This window comes from Occultella kanbiaonis (genome assembly GCF_009708215.1).
GTDB classification, from domain to species: Bacteria; Actinomycetota; Actinomycetes; order Actinomycetales; family Beutenbergiaceae; genus Occultella; species Occultella kanbiaonis.
Window position 1 is genome coordinate 248,520 of record NZ_CP046175.1, and the last position, 17,387, is coordinate 265,906.

13 protein-coding genes are annotated in these 17,387 nt (G+C 71.3%); 5 read left to right on the forward strand and 8 right to left on the reverse strand.

From position 1 onward, the window contains the following. Positions 1–33: 33 nt before the first annotated feature. On the forward strand, positions 34–840 hold the full coding sequence (locus GKS42_RS01080) for a carbohydrate ABC transporter permease (protein ID WP_232848148.1): 807 nt from the start codon (positions 34–36) through the stop codon (positions 838–840). Positions 841–848: 8 nt separating this feature from the next. Here GKS42_RS01080 and GKS42_RS01085 read toward each other — a convergent pair whose 3' ends face one another. From GKS42_RS01085 to GKS42_RS01095, 3 genes are read right to left on the reverse strand one after another with little or no spacing between them, the layout of a single operon-like run. Next, complete coding sequence (locus tag GKS42_RS01085; protein ID WP_154792165.1) at positions 849–1,331, reverse strand: NUDIX hydrolase; 483 nt, start codon at positions 1,329–1,331, stop codon at positions 849–851. A gap of 41 nt (positions 1,332–1,372) precedes the next feature. After that, positions 1,373–1,963, reverse strand: a complete 591-nt coding sequence (locus tag GKS42_RS01090) for a protein-L-isoaspartate O-methyltransferase family protein (RefSeq protein WP_154792166.1) — start codon at positions 1,961–1,963, stop codon at positions 1,373–1,375. A 32-nt stretch (positions 1,964–1,995) separates the two neighbouring features. Next, positions 1,996–2,457: a SprT-like domain-containing protein gene (locus GKS42_RS01095; protein ID WP_154792167.1), complete on the reverse strand. Its 462-nt coding sequence runs from the start codon at positions 2,455–2,457 to the stop codon at positions 1,996–1,998. A gap of 118 nt (positions 2,458–2,575) precedes the next feature. Here GKS42_RS01095 and GKS42_RS01100 point away from each other — a divergent pair, with 118 nt between their 5' ends. Beyond that, positions 2,576–3,325, forward strand: coding sequence for a class I SAM-dependent methyltransferase (locus tag GKS42_RS01100; protein ID WP_232847868.1), 750 nt, complete (start codon positions 2,576–2,578; stop codon positions 3,323–3,325). A 165-nt stretch (positions 3,326–3,490) separates the two neighbouring features. Here GKS42_RS01100 and hrpA read toward each other — a convergent pair whose 3' ends face one another. Continuing rightward, on the reverse strand, positions 3,491–7,939 hold the full coding sequence (gene hrpA, locus GKS42_RS01105; RefSeq protein ID WP_154792168.1) for an ATP-dependent RNA helicase HrpA: 4,449 nt from the start codon (positions 7,937–7,939) through the stop codon (positions 3,491–3,493). Positions 7,940–8,106: 167 nt separating this feature from the next. Here hrpA and GKS42_RS01110 point away from each other — a divergent pair, with 167 nt between their 5' ends. Together GKS42_RS01110 and catA are read left to right on the forward strand one after the other, a co-directional pair. Continuing rightward, a complete protein-coding gene (locus GKS42_RS01110; RefSeq protein ID WP_154792169.1) occupies positions 8,107–8,637 on the forward strand; it encodes a VOC family protein in 531 nt (176 codons plus the stop codon). A gap of 85 nt (positions 8,638–8,722) precedes the next feature. Beyond that, positions 8,723–9,382 (forward strand): type A chloramphenicol O-acetyltransferase, encoded by a 660-nt coding sequence (gene catA, locus GKS42_RS01115; protein ID WP_154792170.1) that lies wholly within the window; start codon positions 8,723–8,725, stop codon positions 9,380–9,382. A 46-nt stretch (positions 9,383–9,428) separates the two neighbouring features. Here the strand turns inward: catA and GKS42_RS01120 are convergent, their stop codons facing one another. Both GKS42_RS01120 and GKS42_RS26160 read right to left on the reverse strand, forming a co-directional pair. Next, on the reverse strand, positions 9,429–11,780 hold the full coding sequence (locus tag GKS42_RS01120) for a hypothetical protein (protein ID WP_154792171.1): 2,352 nt from the start codon (positions 11,778–11,780) through the stop codon (positions 9,429–9,431). Positions 11,781–11,942: 162 nt separating this feature from the next. After that, positions 11,943–13,085 carry a DnaJ domain-containing protein gene (locus GKS42_RS26160; RefSeq protein WP_232847869.1) on the reverse strand — a complete coding sequence of 381 codons (1,143 nt, stop codon included), beginning with the start codon at positions 13,083–13,085 and terminating at the stop codon, positions 11,943–11,945. Positions 13,086–13,141: 56 nt separating this feature from the next. On the opposite strand from GKS42_RS26160, the gene GKS42_RS01130 reads away from it, so the two are divergent. Then, entirely contained in the window at positions 13,142–13,921 is a 780-nt protein-coding gene (locus tag GKS42_RS01130; protein ID WP_168217693.1) for a GNAT family N-acetyltransferase, read from the forward strand. Between the two features lie 49 nt (positions 13,922–13,970). Here GKS42_RS01130 and GKS42_RS01135 read toward each other — a convergent pair whose 3' ends face one another. Then, positions 13,971–16,367: an HNH endonuclease signature motif containing protein gene (locus GKS42_RS01135; protein WP_154792173.1), complete on the reverse strand. Its 2,397-nt coding sequence runs from the start codon at positions 16,365–16,367 to the stop codon at positions 13,971–13,973. An 85-nt stretch (positions 16,368–16,452) separates the two neighbouring features. Next, the gene (locus GKS42_RS01140; protein WP_154792174.1) at positions 16,453–17,346 is read right to left on the reverse strand and encodes a sugar phosphate isomerase/epimerase family protein; all 894 of its coding nucleotides are present in this window, start codon (positions 17,344–17,346) and stop codon (positions 16,453–16,455) included. Positions 17,347–17,387: the final 41 nt, after the last annotated feature.

A 17,387-nucleotide genomic window follows, 5' to 3' on the forward strand; every position in this document is an offset into this window, starting at 1 on the left:
TCCCGATCCGGCAGCGGACAGCGCAGGCGAGGGATGACCCTGGCCGCGACGGTCGTGATGATCGTCATCGGTCTCGCGTTCGTGATCCCACTGCTGTGGGTGGTCCTCGCCTCGTTCGACACCCAGGCCAGCCTCGCCGTGAGCTGGCCTGCCGAGTGGAGTCTGGGTAACTTCCAGGCGATCTGGAACTCCGAGACGACGTTCCGGCCGCTGACGAACTCGCTGATCCTGTGCGGCGGTGCGACCGTGGTGACGATGACGGCGGCCGTGCTGTGCGCTTACCCCTTCTCCCGGTACCGGTTCCGGGCGAAGAGGCCGCTCCTGCTGACGATCATCTTCGCCACCGGGCTGCCCATCACAGCGATCATGATCCCGGTCTACTCGCTGTTCGTCCGGGTGAACCTGATCGATTCGATGGTCGGCGCGATCCTGTTCCTGGGTGCCTCGGCACTGCCTTACGCGATCTTCCTCACCAAGGGATTCATCGATGCGGTGCCGATCCAGATCGAGGAGAGCGCATGGACGGAGGGCGCCGGGATGCTCCGCACCTTGTGGTCGGTCGTGATCCCGCTGATGCGCTCGGGCCTCGCGGTCGCCACCATCTTCACCTTCGTGGGCATGTGGGGGAACTTCTTCGTGCCGTTCATGTTGCTCCTGAGCCCGGACCAACTGCCTGCCGCCGTCACCCTCTACACGTTCTCGTCGCAGTACGGGCAGGTCGCCTACGGGCAACTCGCGGCCTTCTCGATCTTCTACTCCCTGCCGGTGGTCGTGCTGTACCTCTTCATGGGCCGCAGCCTGGGCACCGGCTTCGCCGCCGCCGGCGGCATCAAGGGGTGAGGTGGCGGTCAGTTCGCGCTACCCCCGAACCCGTACACCATGATCGGCGTCAGGGTGCCGGTCCGGATGGACTCAAGGACGGCCAGTTCGTGCGGCACCACGGGCTCGGGCAGCGCATCCAGCGGGAACCAGGCGAGCTCGGCGGCCTTGTCCGCCTCCATCAGCGACGGGTCGCCGGACCAGCTACGGCAGGAGAAGAAGAAGTCGACGCGCTCGTCGATCGCGCGGCCGTTCCCGTGCGTGCGGTGCATGGTGCACAGAGGTTCGAGGTCCGGCTCGGCGACCGTGATCCCGAGCTCCTCCCGGGCCTCCCTGATGGCGGCCGCGTGCACCGACTCATCCGCCTCGACGTGCCCCGCAGCCGCGTGGGCCCAGTGCTCGTCCATGTAGCCGGTGCCGCGTCGCAGGGACAGCAGCACCTCCTCACCGGTGGAAGTCTCGCGGCGGAGCAGGACGTAGGCGGCGGGCACCACCTGGAAGCGATCGGTCACGCGACCACCGTAGCGACGCGGCGCGGGGCCGGCGTCCCAGGTCACCTCTGCTTCGGTTCGATGAGCGGCACGAAGCGGTAGGTGCCGGGTGCCTGCTCGGCGGAAGGGACGCCGTCGGCCATCGTGACGATCGTCATCCGGCCTCGGACGGGAATGATCATCCGGCCACCGTCGGCGAGCTGCTCGGCCAGCGCGCGGGGGACCTTCCGCGCCTCCGCGGAGACCAGGATCCGGTCGTACGGCGCACGCCACGGCCAGCCGAGCACACCGTCGACAGCCACATGGACCTGGGCATGGGTGATGCCGGCCCGGGCCACGTTCTCCCGCCCGAACTCGGCCAGCTGCGGGCGCAGCTCCACGCCGTCGACCTGGCCGGTCGAGCCGACCAGGTGGGCCAGGAGCGCCGTCGTCCACCCGGACCCGCTGCCGACGTCCAGCACCCGCTGGCCCGGTACCACGGCGAGCAGCTCGAGCATGATCCGCACCGTCGTGGGCTGGGAGCAGGTCTGACCGTCGGCCAGGTGCAGTGGTTGGTCCAGGCCGGTGTTGCGGCGCTGGGCCGCGGGCAGGAAGTCCGCGCGCGAGACGGACCGCATCGCGGCGGCGACGACCGCGTGCGCCGAGCCATCCATCGCGCACCTGCTCCCGTTCGGGTCCGTCCAGACTAGCGCCGCACGTTCGCGTCCCGCCGTTGCCAGACGATCAGGTGCGCCGCGGAGAACCTGGGCGAGCACCGTCCACAGGCCAGGGCCCGGGTGGGGCGCCGGAACCGGGCGTGCTCGTGCCCGGCCGGGCAGATCCCGACCCAGGGTGCGGGCACCTCGCCGGCCCCGGCCGGCACCCGGCGATGCGCGGTGCACCCGATCGAGAGGGCGATCCGGCGCCAGTGCGGCCCGTGGCCGGCCCCGTGGCCCGCCATCGCATGGGCGATCTCGTGCAGCAGGGTGTCGCGCACCTGCGTGGGTTCGTGCACCGCGGTCAGGTACCGGCTGATCGTGATCCGACGGCGGTCGTAGCGGCAGGCACCGGCGCGGCGCTTGGCATTGTCGAACCCGAAGGTCCAACCGGTCAGGCCGTGCTCGGCCATGAGTTCGCGGCCGAGCGCGTCGGCATCGCTGAGATCCATTCGATCCTCACTGTCGTAGGAGGGGCAACTACGCACGACGCTAGATGGCGCGTCCGACACCCGCCGCGTTGGCCTGTGGATGGCGCGCGGGGCGCAGGTTCGGCGGGACAATGGTGTCGTGAAAAACCGCAGTTCGATGACCGAACACGCCCTGTCCTTCGACCGGGCGGCCGCGGTGTATGCGGCGACCCGGCCCTCCTATCCGTCGGCCGCCGTCGACTGGCTGGTGCCGGAGACCGCGGAGCGGGTCCTCGACCTGGCGGCGGGCACCGGCAAACTGACCCGGCTCCTGGTCGACCGCGGCGGCTTGGAAGTGGTGGCCGTGGACCCGTCGCCGAACATGCTCGGCGAGTTGCACGTGCACGTGCCCGGTGTGCCCACGTTCGTGGGGACCGCCGAGGACCTCCCGCTCCCGGACAACGCGGTGGACGCGGTGACCGTGGCGCAGGCCTGGCACTGGGTGGACCCGGCCGCCGCGGTACCCGAGATCGCGCGGGTGCTGCGGCCCGGCGGCACGCTCGGCCTGGTCTGGAACTCCCGCGACGAGTCGGTGGCGTGGGTGGCCGAGTTCGGCGACATCCTGGCCCGGCTGCACGAACGCGACGAGCAGGAGGTCGCACCGCACATCAGCGCCCCGTTCGGGCCCGTCGAGAGCCTCCGCATCCCGTGGCAGCAGACGCTGACCGCTGCAGGCCTCCTGGACCTGGTCCGCTCGCGCAGCTACTTCATCACCGCGACACCGGAGCAGCAGGCGGACGTCCTCGGCGCGGTCGGGGACCTGCTCGCGGGCCACCCGGAGCTCGCCGGCCGGGAGAACATCGAGCTGCCGTACCTGGCCGACTGCTTCCGCACCCGCCTGGCCGGCTGAACCGGTGGCCGGGTTGCCTGCGGAGGAAGCCACGGGAGTACGACTGGGCCGAGTGCGTGGAAACCCTCGTTCCATCGTGAGTTGACCGAGGGCTTCAGCGCGCTCGACGACTGGCGTGGGTGAGCCGGTGGGCCGGTGGGCCGGTGGGCCGGTGGGCCAGGGTGCTCAGGCGTCGGCGAGAGCCTTGCGGATCCGCTTGTCCGAGACGGTCATCGGTGTGCCGAGCTGCTGCGCGAAGTAGCTGACCCGCAGTTCCTCGAGCTGCCACCGGATCTCGGCGAGCCGGACCGCGCGGACCGGGTCGTGGGCCGCGGCCTGGGTGGTCGACCACCATGCCTCGTGCAGTTCGCCGAGGGTCCAGGCGCGATCGGCGTCCCGGTTCGGGTTCTCGGCCGCCTTCTCCAGGCGGACGACGGCGGCCCGTAGGTAGCGGGGCAGGTGCACCAGGTGCTCGGGTGGGGTGTCGCGCAGAAACCCCGGGTGGACCAGGGCGGCGTGCTGGTCTCGCACATCGGTGAGCACATTCAGCAGCGCCATCGACGTGGTGGCGCGGATCGTCGCGTCCAGCTCACGGGAGGCGGTCAGGATCCGCACCGTGAGCTCGGCGACGCGCAGCACCTCGTCCTCCAGGGCCGGCTTGATGCGGGCCAGCAGGGCCTCGAACGTGGCCCGGTCCCGGACCCCGGCGAGATCGGTGCCCGCCACCAGCGCCGAGATCGCGGCGATCTGGAGGTCGGCGACGAGGGCGTCGGTGTTCCTGTACGGGCTCGCCGCGAGGGTCAGCGACTGCGCGCCGCTCCACCGGGAGGTGATCCGCCCGCTCGCCAGGGCGGAGCCGAGGTAGAGCAGGCGCAGCACCCCGGCGCGGTGGCTGACCGCCTGGTCGGGGGCGTTCGCGAGCACCCGCAGCGCCACGTCGCCGCGCTCGTCCGCCAGGGCCGGGTAACCGCGGATCTCCAGTCCGGCCGCGCCCACGGAGGACACCGTGTCCGGGATCCGGCCACCGGGGAGGTCGGGCCAGGTGGCCAGGCCGGCCTGCTCGGCCAGGCCAGGGGTCAGCCCGCGGCCACCCGGGTCGCGAGGGGAACCGTCGCCGTCGGACCTGCCCGAGCCGCCGGCCCCACCGCGCGCACGAACCGGGCCGTGACCACCCGGGGCGCCGTGACCACCCGGGGTGCCTTGACCACCCGGGCGGCCCACGCCGTCGGCCACCGCGCCCTGGCCGCGACCACCCGAGGTGCCGTCGGCGCTCAGCCGGCCCTCGCCGTCGGGCCGCGCGCCCTGGCGCAGCGAGGCCGCCTGCGCCTCGGTGAGCGCCGTGCGGACCGCGGTGCGCACGGCGTCCCGGGACTCCCGGGCGAGCTGGCGCTGCAGGAGCACCAGGTCCTTGCCCTCGGCGAGCGTGGCGCCGCGGTCCGTCTGCACTCGGAACGTCATCCGCAGGTGCGGGGGCAGCCGGTCGGGCGCCCAGGAGTCGTCGTCGATCTCCACCTCTCGCAGCGCGCGGGCGGTGTTGGCGAACGCCTCGGCGAACGTGGGTGACCCGGCGGGCGCGGCCTCGGACCAGTCGGGCAGCCGGGCGACGATCTCCCGGGCGACGTCCGGTGCGGGCACGAGCTGGCGGCGCAGCGCCTTCGGCAGCGACCGGATCGTCGCCACCGCGAGCTCGGCGACGAGCCCGGGCACCATCCAGTCGAAGCCGTCCGGGCGGACCCGGTTCAGGACCGAGATCGGGATGTGCACGGTGACGCCGTCGGCCTCGGCGCCCGGCTCGAACTGGTAGGTGAGCGGCAGGGTCAGGTCGTCCTGGCGCCAGGTGTCCGGGAACGCGTTCGCGTCCAGGGCGTCCGCCTCCGGGACCAGCAACTGCGTGGTGAAACTCAGCAGGTCCGGCGTCTCGGTGCGGGCATCCTTCCACCAGGCGTCGAAGTGCCGGGCGGTGGTGACGTCCTCGGGGATCCGCTCGTCGTAGAAGTCGAACAGGCCCTCCTCGTCGATCACGAGGTCCCGACGGCGGGACCGGGCCTCGAGGGACTGAGCCTGCTCGAGGAGGCGGTTGTTCTCGGCGAAGAAGGCGTGGTGGGTGCGCCACTCGCCCTCGACGAGCGCGTGGCGCAGGAAGAGCTCCCGGGCGAGCGGACCATCCACCCGGGCCAGCGGGACGGCACGCTCGTTCACGATCGGCACCCCGTACAGGAGCACCTTCTCCTTGACCATGGCCGCGCCCTGCTTGCTGGACCAGTACGGCTCGGAGTACGTGCGCTTGACGAGGTGCCCGGCCAGCGGCTCGGCCCACTCGGGCTTGATCCGCGCGACCGTGCGCGCGAACAGCCGGGACGTCTCCACGAGCTCGCCGGCCATGATCCAGGCCGGGTTCTTCTTCGCCAGGTGCGAGCCCGGGAAGATCACGAAGCGGGTGCCGCGGGCGCCGGCGTAGTCGCGGCGGCGCTCGTCCCAGGAGCCCACGTGCGAGAGCAGCCCGGACAGGAGCGCCTGGTGCACCCGGTCCGGGTCGGTGGCGTCGCCACGGTGGTGGCTCTCCAGGCCGAGCGGCTTGGCCATCTGCCGTAGCTGGGTGTGCACGTCCTGCCACTCGCGCACCCGCAGGAAGTTCAGGTACTCGGAGCGGCACAGCCGCCGGAATGCCGAGGACCCCAGCTCGCCCTGCTGCTCCTTGAGGTAGTCCCAGAGCTTGAGCAGGGACAGGAAGTCCGAGGTCGGGTCGGCGAACCTGCGGTGCTTCTCGTCGGCCGCCTGCTGGTGTTCGCTGGGCCGCTCGCGCACGTCCTGGACCGACAGGCCGGCCACGATGACCATCACCTCGCGCACGCACCCGAGCCGTCCCGCCTCGACGAGCATCCGGCCAAGGCGCGGGTCGATCGGGAGCTGGGCCAGCGCACGCCCGACCTTCGTGAGCTGGTTGCTCGAGGTCGTGGCGGACTCCGCCTCGATCGCGTTCAGCTCGTGCAGGAGCTGCAGGCCGTCCTTGACGGCGCGCGAGTCGGGGGAGTCGAGGAAGTCGAACCGCGCGACGTCCCCGAGTCCGAGCGCGGTCATCTGCAGGATCACCGACGCCAGTGACGTGCGCAGGATCTCCGGCTCGGTGTACTCGGGTCGGCCCTCGTAGTCCCGCTGGGAGTACAGCCGGATGCAGATACCATCCGCGACGCGGCCACAGCGGCCCGCGCGCTGGTTCGCGCTGGCCTGGCTGACCGGCTCGATCGGCAGCCGCTGCACCTTGGTGCGGTTGGAGTAGCGCGAGATCCTGGCCGTGCCGGGGTCGATCACGTACCGGATGCCCGGCACCGTCAGCGAGGTCTCGGCGACGTTCGTGGCGAGCACGATCCGCCGGGTGGTGTGGCGCTCGAACACGCGGTGCTGCTCCGCGGCGGACAGGCGCGCGTACAAGGGGATGACCTCGACCGCGTTCGCCGCGTGCGCGGAGGCACGCGCACCGCCGGGCGCGACGTACCGCGGCCCGAGGTGCTCGGCGAGCGCGTCGGCGGCGTCCCGGATCTCCCGCTCGCCGGACAGGAACACCAGGATGTCCCCGCCGCCCTCGGCCATCAGCTCGTCGGCCGCCCGGCAGATCGCGGTGTTCTGGTCGATCGCCTCCTCGTCCGGCAGCGGTGGGGCATCCTCGTCCAGCGGGCCGTCGAGCTCGTCGCCCGAGTCCGCCAGCAGCGGCCGGTACCGCACCTCGACCGGGTAGGTCCGGCCGGACACCTCCACCACCGGCACGTCCGTGTGCTGGGGCTGGGCGAAGTACTGGGCGAACCGCTCCGAGTCGATCGTGGCGGAGGTGACGATGACCTTCAGGTCCGGGCGCTTGGGCAGCAGCTGGTGCAGGAACCCGAGCAGGAAGTCGATGTTCAGGGTCCGCTCGTGTGCCTCGTCCACGATGATCGTGTCGTAGCGGCGCAGCAACGGGTCGCGCTGGATCTCGGCGAGCAGGATGCCGTCCGTCATGATCTTGATCAGCGTGGTCTCGGAGACCTGATCGGTGAACCGCACCTGGTAGCCGACCGCACCACCGAGTTCGACGCCCAGCTCCTCGGCGATGCGTTCGGCGACGGTCCGCGCCGCGATCCGGCGGGGCTGGGTGTGCCCGATCGTGCCCGTGATGCCACGGCCCAGTTCCAGGCAGATCTTCGGGATCTGGGTGGTCTTGCCCGACCCGGTCTCGCCGGCCACGATGACGACCTGGTGGTCGCGGATCGCGTCGGCGATCTCCTCCCGGCGGGCGGAGACCGGCAGTTGCGCAGGGTAGGAGATCGTGGGCAGCGCCGCCCGGCGCTTCGCGAGCAACTCGGGGCTCGGCGCGCGGAAGGCGCCCGCGCGGCCACCGGACGTTCCGTGACCACGGCGAGGGCCGCCGTCGGGCCTTCTGCCGGAATTGCGGCCGCGGCCCGAGCGGCGAGCCTCGTCGTCGGAGGGCGGTGCGGTGCGCGGTTGCGCCCCGTCGTCCGTGCCGCCGCTCTCGAGCTTGCCGACGCCAGTGTTCGCAGGCGTGCTGCCTTGCTCGGCGGGTCGCCCTCCGGGGCGCCTCCGGCGGGGTCGCCGACGGCGGGGCGTGCGCCCCGTCTCGTCAGTCGCCTCGGTCACCGCCCCCATTCTCCCCGACTGCGCCAGTGCTTTCTCCAACGGGGACGGTGCAGGGATGCCGCCAGGTCGGCGCCTCGGTCGAGTCGTTCGCCGGTAGCGGCCAAGAACCGGCCTATACCTGCCCTACCGTCACTCCAGAGATGGTTCAGCGGCGTTGTGACTCAGGAGGATCTCCCATGGAACAGGACAGCGGTTCGAGTCAGGATGTGGTGACCTACGGCACGGTGACGCCGTACGTCGTGGTCAAGGATGCGCACGCATTCCTGGACTTCGTCATCGAGGCGTTCGGAGCGGTCGACCGCGGCCGGGTTCCCAACGATGACGGCACGGTCGGCCATGGTGAGGTCGCGATCGGGGATTCGATCGTCATGGCGTTCGAGTCGCGAGCGGGCTGGCCCGAGACTCCCGCGATGTTGTCGATGTATGTCGCCGATTGCGACACGGTCACCGAGCGTGCCGTTGCCGCCGGAGCTCGTCTGGTCACACCGCTGGGTACCAATCCCTGGGGTGACCGTGGGTGCCGCCTGGCGGACCCCTTCGGCAATCTGTGGTGGATCCAGACCCACGTCGAGGATGTCCCGGAGCCCGAGTTGTACGCGCGGATGGCGACCCACGAGTTCCAGGAGACGATGCGGGTCTCCACGACCACGATCGACGCATTCATGCGCGGCCTCGGATCCCGCCGCACCGAGGCGCGGCCCGGCTGACCCGTCGTCGAGGTCGTCACGGGCCGAGCCGCGGGGGGCGGGAAATCAAGTCGATCGCCACCGCGTCCGCCGCCACCATGGAGGGATGGACACCCCGACCCCGATCGACCTCGCGACCTGGCCCCGGCGCCAGCACTTCGAGCACTACCTCCACGCGGTGCCGTGCACGTACTCGATGACGGTCGAGCTCGACGTGACGGAGTTCGTCAGGGCGCTGCGGGACTCTCCCCGGAGGACGTACGTCGCCCAGATCTGGGCGCTCGGCACGATCGTCAACCGGCGTGAGGAGTTCCGGATGTGCCTGGCCGAGTCCGACGCTCCGGCGACCTGGCCGGTGCTGCACCCCTCGTTCACCATCTTCAACGCCGAGCGGGAGACGTTCTCCAGCGCCTGGGCCCCCTACGACGCGGACTTCGGCACCTTCCATGACGGCGCGGCAGATCTGCTCGACCGGTACCGCGACAGCACCGAGTTCTTCCCGCAGGGCGGGCAGCCGCCGAACACCTTCGACGTGTCGAGCCTGCCCTGGGCCTCGTTCACCGGCTTCAACCTGAACATCCGTGACGCCTGGCGACATCTCGCACCGATCTTCACGCTCGGGCGCTACCAGGAGGGTGACGGTCGCGTGTTCCTGCCGCTCTCGCTACAGGTCCACCACGCCGCTGCGGACGGCTTCCACTCGGCCAGGTTCGTGAACGAGCTGCAGGCGCTCCTCGCGGACCCGTCCTGGGTCGGCGGGGAGTAGCCCCGCGCGGCGGTCGGGTACGCAGCTGATGTGTCCACCAATCGGCTCAATGACCAGAAGCCTCAAGGTTCAGCCGCCACACCCGGGTCCGTGACTGCGAGCCCGACGTCGTCGCGATGACCACCACGGTTCGAGCGGCGCGGGCCTGTCCGGCCGTGAACACCTGGTCTGTACGCGCTCCGGGCGCAAGCGCGTCGATCGACCGGCTTGCATGTTCGGCGACGATCCTGATGTCGACCGGATTCTGCTCGAGCGACGTGACCTGGACCGTGACATTGCTCGTGTCCCGTTGCGAGTGACGCACCGCGGTCACACTGCAACGGACCGGTTCAGCGAACGTGTCCGGTTCCAGGCTGGTGACCTGCGTGGTCAGGTCACCCGAGTGAGGCACCCTGAGCAGGTGTTGCTCGCTGACACCTCCCACGAAGTACTTCCGCCCGGTGGGCTCGAGCGTGACCGGGATCGGCACACCCCACGAGATGAGCAGCGAGGTGTCGTTGCGCGTGATCATCACGCTCTCGGCCAGGACGGAGTGCTCTTCCCCGCGCAGTGCCGTCGTGCCGTCGGAGAAGGTCAGGACGTCCTCCTGGCGCAACGTGAGCGGCAGCACCTCCTGCGATGAACCAGCGCCGGTGACCCGCCGGGTCAGCCCACCGGCGAGGAACGTCGTCTCGGTCACGATCCCTGTCTGTGCTGAGATGAGCCGCTGCGTGAAGGTGCCCTCGTGGGCCGACAGCTCGTCCGGCTCGAGCCTGCCGCCGTCGGTGGTCGGGCCGTCGTAGTACGCCGCGTCGAGCCTCGACAGGGCCGGGTCGAGTCCACCGTCGCCGAGAGTGGTCCAGTGTCCGTCGGCGGTGTCGTTCAACGAGTGGATGAACATCCCTGCGCTGGGGTGCCATAGGAACCCGCTTCCGAGTCGCACCATGGACGGACCGCTGCCGGCGTCGCCCCGCTCGCCGGTCACGCCGCCCAGGTAGTACCCAGGTCGGCGCACGAACAGGAGGTTCTGATCGATCGTGCCCACGAGGTGCCGGGTGAAGGTCTCCAGACGCTGGTACGGCAGTGCGGCGAGGAGGGCCTGACGCTCGGAGGCCGTCACGTTGTCCGGTGCCAACGGCCCGTGCAGGAGCGACCGCGGTTCAGTGTTGCCCTTGCTCTTCGGGGTGACCGGCCGGGTGTCGCTCGCCCAGGCCTGCCGTGCTGCGTCCTTCTCCTCCTTCGAGACGAAGAACGTGCCGACCGCAGGAACCTGCGGGATGAAGTCCCGCGCCAGGCCGCTCGTGTCGCCGGCCTCGGACAGCGGGTCGGGCCGAGCGGAGCTGGCGATCCGTCCGCACGCGGATGAGAAGTAGTACGCACCACCGGAGTCCGGCTCGTAGATCAGCGAGAACGTGAGGAACTCGGTGAAGCGCTCGACCGCTGCGACGATCAGCGGATTCCCGGTGTCCCGATAGAGCAACGCGAGATCGGGGAACTGAGTGCCGATGCTGTACCGCTGGTCCAGTCCGAGTGGCTCGTGGAAGTAGCCGGCCGGCGCCTGCGCATGCTCGGCGAAGAGCGAGATTCCAGTGTCGAGGTCGGCGGCCAGGTCCGGAGCGGGGATCGTTCGGGCCGCGTCGGCGACGGCTGCCAGCGCACCGGCGATCTGGTTCGCGTAGCGGATCGGAAGGCTCCAGTGTGGGCGATCCAGATCCATGAGCCACCGAGCAGCGGGTACGGCGGCGGCTTCGATCTCCTGTCGGCGCGCGGGAAGGCGATCCTCGAGCCGGAGATTGCGCAGGGTCGCCAACAGGGCGGACAGGCCGAATCCCGTGGTTGCGAGGCTCTCCTCCTGATAGGTCACCGGCCAGGCCCCGCTGGGACCCTGCAGGGAGAGGTAGTACCCGATGGCGGCGTCGAGGCGGCGCTCGAGGGCATCGTCGAGGTAGTAGGGGTTCCACTCGCGGTCGTTGCAGAGGAACCAGGAGAGGGTCGCCACGTGCTCCATGATCCGAGAGTTGCGTGGATCGTTCGGCGTGCGCCACCAGCCGTCTTCCATCCACCCGAAGAGGTCCGGGTCGTCGTCCACGACGCTGTTCGCGAGCGGCGCGACGATCCCGACGAACTCTCCGAAGACCTGCTCATGTGGAGCGAACAGCTCACGATCGGGTAGCCCGCCAGGCAATGGGTCGACAAGAGGGAGCACCAGACCCGGCGACTCGGCGTGGGCAGGCATGCCCTGCAGGCTGAATCCGGCGCCGAAGCCACTCAACCCGAGCGCCCCCGTCGCGAGGAGCATCGTGCGCCTCGTCAACGCAGGTGTCTTGTCGAGCCGCCCCACCCGAGCCTGGGCTCCCGAAGGCGGCGGCACGTTCGGTGCCTGGGGCCGGACGTGCTCTGGCAGGTTCTGGGTCGTCATCGACTCTCTCCATCTGGCCACTGGGCGCGGGGGTGCGACCTGCGATGCAACGTCACATCATCGCCAGAATATTCGACCCGCCGCGTTGCCGTCAACCGACTCGAGACCGACGCCGACGCCCGGGCGGCTGCGACGCCGCTCGAACCGAGACCCCGAGGAGTGCTAGACGAACCGGATCGACGACCGCAACTGCGGGCGCAGGGCGAACATCGCCTCTTCGGACGGGCGCGGCACGGCGGGATGGCCGCCGGTGATCAGCCGAGCGAGGCCACGGGCCCGGACGGCCAGCCGCGGGGTGCCGCGCCGGCGGACCAGGACCCAGTCCGCGGCGTCGGCGAGCGCATCGTCGGGGAGTACCACCAGCAGCGCGTCGAAGCGGGTCCGCCACGACCTCGCGACCTTCGCCCGTCGCTCAAGCGATGCCATCGGGTGCTCACCGGCGGGCAGGCCGGTGCTGACCAGGTCACCGCGGCGCACCGTCACGGGGGCGCCCCAGTCCTCGGACTGGATCGCCCACAGCCCGGTCGGACCGAGCACGACATGATCGATCTTCGCGGGGTCCGTGGCCGGTGCGTCGGCGTCGCGGGCCCAGCCGCCGCTGCCGGCGCCGGTGGCCACGTCGTTCCAGACGGTGAAGGCGGAACTGAGGTCCCCGAGGGTGCGCGCGGTGCGCTCCTCAGCGAGCGCATCGGCCAGGGCGTGCTGGATCTCGCGTGGCGCCCGGGCCACCAGGTCCGCGGCGTACGGGTCGTCGATCGCGACGCCGCGCCCCACCCATTCCCGCAGCAGGGTGAGGTAGCGCTCGCGCGACCAGCCGCCGGGGTGGCCGTAGGTACGGGCCCGCGACGGCGCGTTCGTGCTGCCCCGGCTCGAGCCGGACGTCCAGACGGGTCCGCCACCGCCGTACACACCGCCCGGCGGGCCACCGGCGCCCGGGGTGCCGCCGGTGTGGGACCAGCCGCCGGTTTGCGGGCCGGTGCCGGCGGGCCGGGAGGAGGCGGGTCCCGACGGATGCGATCCGTTCGATCCCGTGCCACGAGCCGGGGCGCCGCTCGGCGGGTTCGCGCGGTCGTACCGGGCCCGGTGCGCGGGCGTGCCGATCTGCTCCCACGCCGTCTGCACCTCGTGGAAGAGGTCCGGGTCCCCGCCGACATCCGGGTGGGACTCGCGCAACCGCCGCCGGTAGGCGCGCCGCAGTTCCTCGGTGGACGCACCGGCGTCAACACCGAGCACCTCGTAGGGCGTGGCCCCGAGGGAGCGTTCGGTCATCAGGGCCTTCGGCGGGTGGGTGGTTGCTGCGCTCAAGACTAGCTCGCGCCGCTGGGAGTCCCCTGGGAGTCGGGTGTGCGAACCTGAACCGCGTGAACTGGCACCAGGTGGACCGGGCGACACTCCTCGCGCGCAGCGGGTACGACCCGTACGTCCGGTGGGCGATCCCCGCGGACGTGATCGCCGCGACCGGCGAGCACGGCTGGGCGTGCGTGGCGCCCTGGCGCCCGAGCGGGCACTGGGGCGGCGCCGCGGTCGTCGCGCCCGACGCTCCCGCCGCCGCGGAGTCCGAGGCGCTCGAGTTCCTCGCGGCAAGCGCGCGCGAACGCGGCGCGCAGATCGACTGGTTCTCGACGGCGGCCGGTCGCGAACTGCGAGCGCCGGCACCGCTGACCGTGGTCGGGTCCGGCCGATGGGACTTCCTGTGGACCGAGGTGCCGCCCGTCGAGTCGCCGAGCTCCGCCGTCGACCTCCTCGAACTCGACGACACCGCGGACGCCGCCCGGATCGAGGTGTTCGCCCGCCTGCACAACCCCGGGTTCGAAGGCTTCCCGGGCCGTGGCTTCGCCACCCTCTGGCTCGGGGTCGCCGACGACCAGGGCGACCTGATCGCGGTCGGCTCACTCCATGAGCTCGCCTCCGGCGCACCACACCTGGCCGGCATCGTCGTCCACACCGACCACCGCGGCCGCGGCCTCGGGCGAGCGCTCACGGCCTCGCTGACCCGCCGCGCGATCCAGACCGCGGGCGTCGCCACCCTTGGCGTCTACACCGACAACGCCGTTGCCCTGGCCGTCTACGCCGGGCTCGGGTATCGCACCGGGCGCCGGTTCGAGACGCGCTCGCTGGTGACGCCGGACAGAGTGCGGTAGGACGGGAGCGGGGTAGTCGGCGCGCATCACGACCGGCGTATTCGTCGCGTCAGAAGGTCGGTTCGTCGGGGAAGGTGAGGGGTGGTCCGGTGGCGTCGGGGTCGGGTGCTCGGGTCGGGGTGGGGTTGTCGCGGTGGGCGCGTTCGCGGATCGCGGCCCGGATGTCGTGGAGGGTGTCGGCTCCGTCGGATCGGTCGGGTAGGTAGCCGGCCCGGTAGGACACGCGCCGGTGGTGGCGCTCCCAGGGTGGGAGTTCGTCGAGGAGGCTCTCGAGGGCTCTGGCGACCTCTGTCGCGGTGAGTCCGGGGATGGGTTTGTCGGGTTCGCGGCGGTAGGTGTGCCCGGTGGCGGTGGAGGTCCAGACGGAGGTGCCGGTCTCGGGTTCGCGGTGCACGGTCCACAGTCCGCGGGTCTTGAGCTGGTGGTGGTGTTTGCAGCGAGCGCTGAGGTTGAGGTCGGTGGTCTGGGCCCACGCGGGCAGGGTGGGGTCGAAGGCGATGATGTGATCGATCTCGCCGCGCCATGAGGGCATCGCGCAGCTGGGGAACTGGCAGGTCCGGTCTCGTTCGAGGATGAGCCGGCGTAGTTCGGCTGAGGGTGCGTAGGAGTCTGCGGCGATGATGCCGAGTTCCTCGCGCAGGAGGGTGACGGGGCTACGGCCGTCGGCCGGTTGCGCGCTGACCCAGCGAATCAGGTCGAGCGGGTTGGCGAGATCCAGCCCCTCGACGGAATGCAGACCCGGCACCGGCACGGGCACGGGCACCGGTGCGGGTGCTGTGTCGGTACTTGAGGGCACGCCGACATCTGCCACGGTGCCGGCCTGGCGGTCGGTCAGGTCGGCCGGGTCGGTCGGGTTCGCCGGCTCGGCTGGGCCGGCTGGGCCGGCTGGGTCGGTGGGGCTCGCAGGCTCGGCTGATGGGTCGGCGGGTGCGGGCTCGGTCCGCGCTGGGACAGGTGGGTTCACGGTCTCCGATCGTCGTTCGACTTCGGCTGACACCGACTGCGAGGAACCAGCGTCGCGGCCGCCGGTGCCGCCGTCGCCGTCGGGCTCGTCGTCGTCGCCGTCGCGGGGCTCGCCGCCGTTGCCGCCGCCGTCGTCATCGTGGTCGCCGGGCCGGTCGTCGTCGCCGTCGCGGGGCTCGCCATTGCCGCCGGGCTCGTCATCGCCGCCGTCGCCGGGTTCGCCATTGTCGCCGGGCTCGCCAGTGCAGCTGGGCCTGTCGTCGTTGCTGGGTTCGTCGTGGTCGCTCGGTCCGGCGTGCGGTAGGTGCCCGGTGGCTGGTGACATCCGTTGGGGGTCGGCGCCACCGGTGTAGGTGCCGGTGTCGGGGTCGGTGGCGATGGTGCTGGAGGTTGCCTGGGAGGCGATCGCGCGGGCGACGGCGGCAGGGATCGGGCCGTAGCCCCCGAGTTGTGCGGCGTTGTCGTCGTCGCCGTCGAGGGTCGATTGCGCGACGGTGATGAACAGGTGTGGTCGGGCGCCCTGGCGGGTTGGCAGGGCGTTGCCGTCGGGGGTGTGGCCGGTGGCCAGGATCTCGCGGGCGAGGTCGGTCAGGGCGTCGGCGCGGCGGGCACCGATCGTGCGGTCGTCCCCGGGGGCCTGGGTGCCGGCGATCTGGTCGAGGGCGGTGAAGATCGTGATCGCGTCGTCGGCCGGTAGATAAGCCGAGAGCCAGGCCATGGCGTCGGCGTCGGCCTTGACGAGCACCTGCCGGTCCTTGCGGGCCTTGGTGTGGCGCTGCTCGGCCTGGGGTCCGTCGATCTCGATCACGGCCCGCTTGGCGCGGGTCTCGATCTGACGCCAGGTCAGGTGGCCGGCGCCGGGTAGCACGGCCCGGTGCACGCCGCGGGCGCGCAGGTGGTCCAGGGTGATGGTGGCATCGATGAGGACGTCGGCGCGGCGGGAGTCGATCTGCCCGGTCGCGAGGGCGTCGAAGACCTCGGGGGCCTGTTCGAGGTTCTGGGCGCGGGCGACCATGGCCTGCGCGGCGGTGTTGGTGACTGCGAGCCGGGCCGAGACCTCGACACCGAGCTCGTTGCGTTCGAGGTGGTGCATGGCTCGACGTCGGGCGAGTTCGTTGATCGCGGCGGCCTGGCGGGCGGTGGCCCAGGACTTCATCCGCTCGGTCGCGGCGACGACCTCGATCAACTCCTCGTCGAGCAGATCGTCGGTCCCGAGCTCGTCCAACAGCGCTGCGAGATGCGCCCCGGCGGGAGTGATCTCCAGGGCGTGGGCCTCTTCGGACCACTGATACGGCATCGGCGCCGGCCCGATGAACTGGCCACCGATCAGTTTCGGGTCGCCAGGGATCTGCCACGGCTCGAGCTCCAGCGTCGACCCCCGCCGCCTGCGTCTGCGGACCGGGAACGGCGCCATCGCGAGGAACGGCACGTCACAGCCGGGGCGTGAATGCATCCCCTCACCCTGCGCACCCTCACCGGTCATGAAACAAACGTACGACAAACCACCGACACTCGCTGAGACGACGACACCACTGTGGATAACCGGAGACGGCCTCGCGTGGCCCCGCTCACCAGGCGTCGAGGTGCCGGTGGTGCGCCCCCTCGGGAGGGGTGTAGTCGGCGTGCGGGCCGGGCGAGAGGTAGGTGCGGGCGAACTTCAGCGACGCGGCCACGTCCTCGTAGCGTTCCGCGGCCGAGTTCGCGCGGCGGGTCGAGATCTCCACGCAGACGTCCCCCGACCAGCCGCTGCTGACCAGGTCCGAGAGGAGCTCCCGGGCTGGCTGGGTGCCTCGGCCGGGCACCAGATGCTCGTCCATCATCGAGGCGGTGCCGTCGGCGAGGTGGATGTGCCGCAGCCGCGGGCCGAACTGCCGGGCGAGGGCGCGGCTGTCCTGGCGGGCGACGGCGGCGTGGGACAGGTCAAGGGTGACGTGGTCGTAGTCGTGCTCGGTGGGGTCCCAGCCGGGCAGGTAGGCGCGCACCATCTCGCGCTTACGGTTGCGCCAGGGGTACATGTTCTCGACGGCGACGACCACGCCGGTCGCCTCGGACAGTGCCCGGACGTGATCGACGAACCCACGGGAGTAGCGGCGCTGCCAGCGGAACGGCGGGTGCACCACCACGACCTCCGCGCCGACCTCGAGGGCGAGATCCACGGAGCGTTCGAGCTTCGGACCCGGCAGCCGGCCCCAGATGCCCTGGCTGAGCACGAGGGACGGTGCGTGGATGCTCGTCACCGGTTGCCCGTGATCGGCCGCGAGCCGGTTCAGGGCCCTCGCGTCCTTGGTGGTCGTATCGGGCAGCACCATGATCTCGAGGCCGTCGTAGCCGAGTTCGGCCGCGATCTCGAACGCGAACGGCGCCTTGCGCGGGTACACGCTGATGTTGGAGAGGGTGACCCGGATCCGTGGTTCCTTCGCGCCTCCGGCACCCGCCGGCTCGGTCACGGTCGCCTCGCCCATGAGCAGCAGCGTAGGCCTTGCGGCTGGGCGTCGCCTGAGAT

What these genes read in the sequence shown, in the direction of transcription:
- GKS42_RS01080 (WP_232848148.1), top strand. Translation starts at nt 34, where the DNA reads ATGACCCTGGCCGCGACGGTCGTGATGATCGTCATCGGTCTCGCGTTC.
- GKS42_RS01090 (WP_154792166.1), bottom strand. Translation starts at nt 1,963, where the DNA reads ATGGATGGCTCGGCGCACGCGGTCGTCGCCGCCGCGATGCGGTCCGTC.
- GKS42_RS01095 (WP_154792167.1), bottom strand. Translation starts at nt 2,457, where the DNA reads ATGGATCTCAGCGATGCCGACGCGCTCGGCCGCGAACTCATGGCCGAG.
- hrpA (WP_154792168.1), bottom strand. Translation starts at nt 7,939, where the DNA reads ATGGGGGCGGTGACCGAGGCGACTGACGAGACGGGGCGCACGCCCCGC.
- GKS42_RS01110 (WP_154792169.1), top strand. Translation starts at nt 8,107, where the DNA reads ATGGAACAGGACAGCGGTTCGAGTCAGGATGTGGTGACCTACGGCACG.
- catA (WP_154792170.1), top strand. Translation starts at nt 8,723, where the DNA reads ATGGACACCCCGACCCCGATCGACCTCGCGACCTGGCCCCGGCGCCAG.
- GKS42_RS01120 (WP_154792171.1), bottom strand. Translation starts at nt 11,780, where the DNA reads ATGACGACCCAGAACCTGCCAGAGCACGTCCGGCCCCAGGCACCGAAC.
- GKS42_RS01135 (WP_154792173.1), bottom strand. Translation starts at nt 16,367, where the DNA reads ATGACCGGTGAGGGTGCGCAGGGTGAGGGGATGCATTCACGCCCCGGC.
- GKS42_RS01140 (WP_154792174.1), bottom strand. Translation starts at nt 17,346, where the DNA reads ATGGGCGAGGCGACCGTGACCGAGCCGGCGGGTGCCGGAGGCGCGAAG.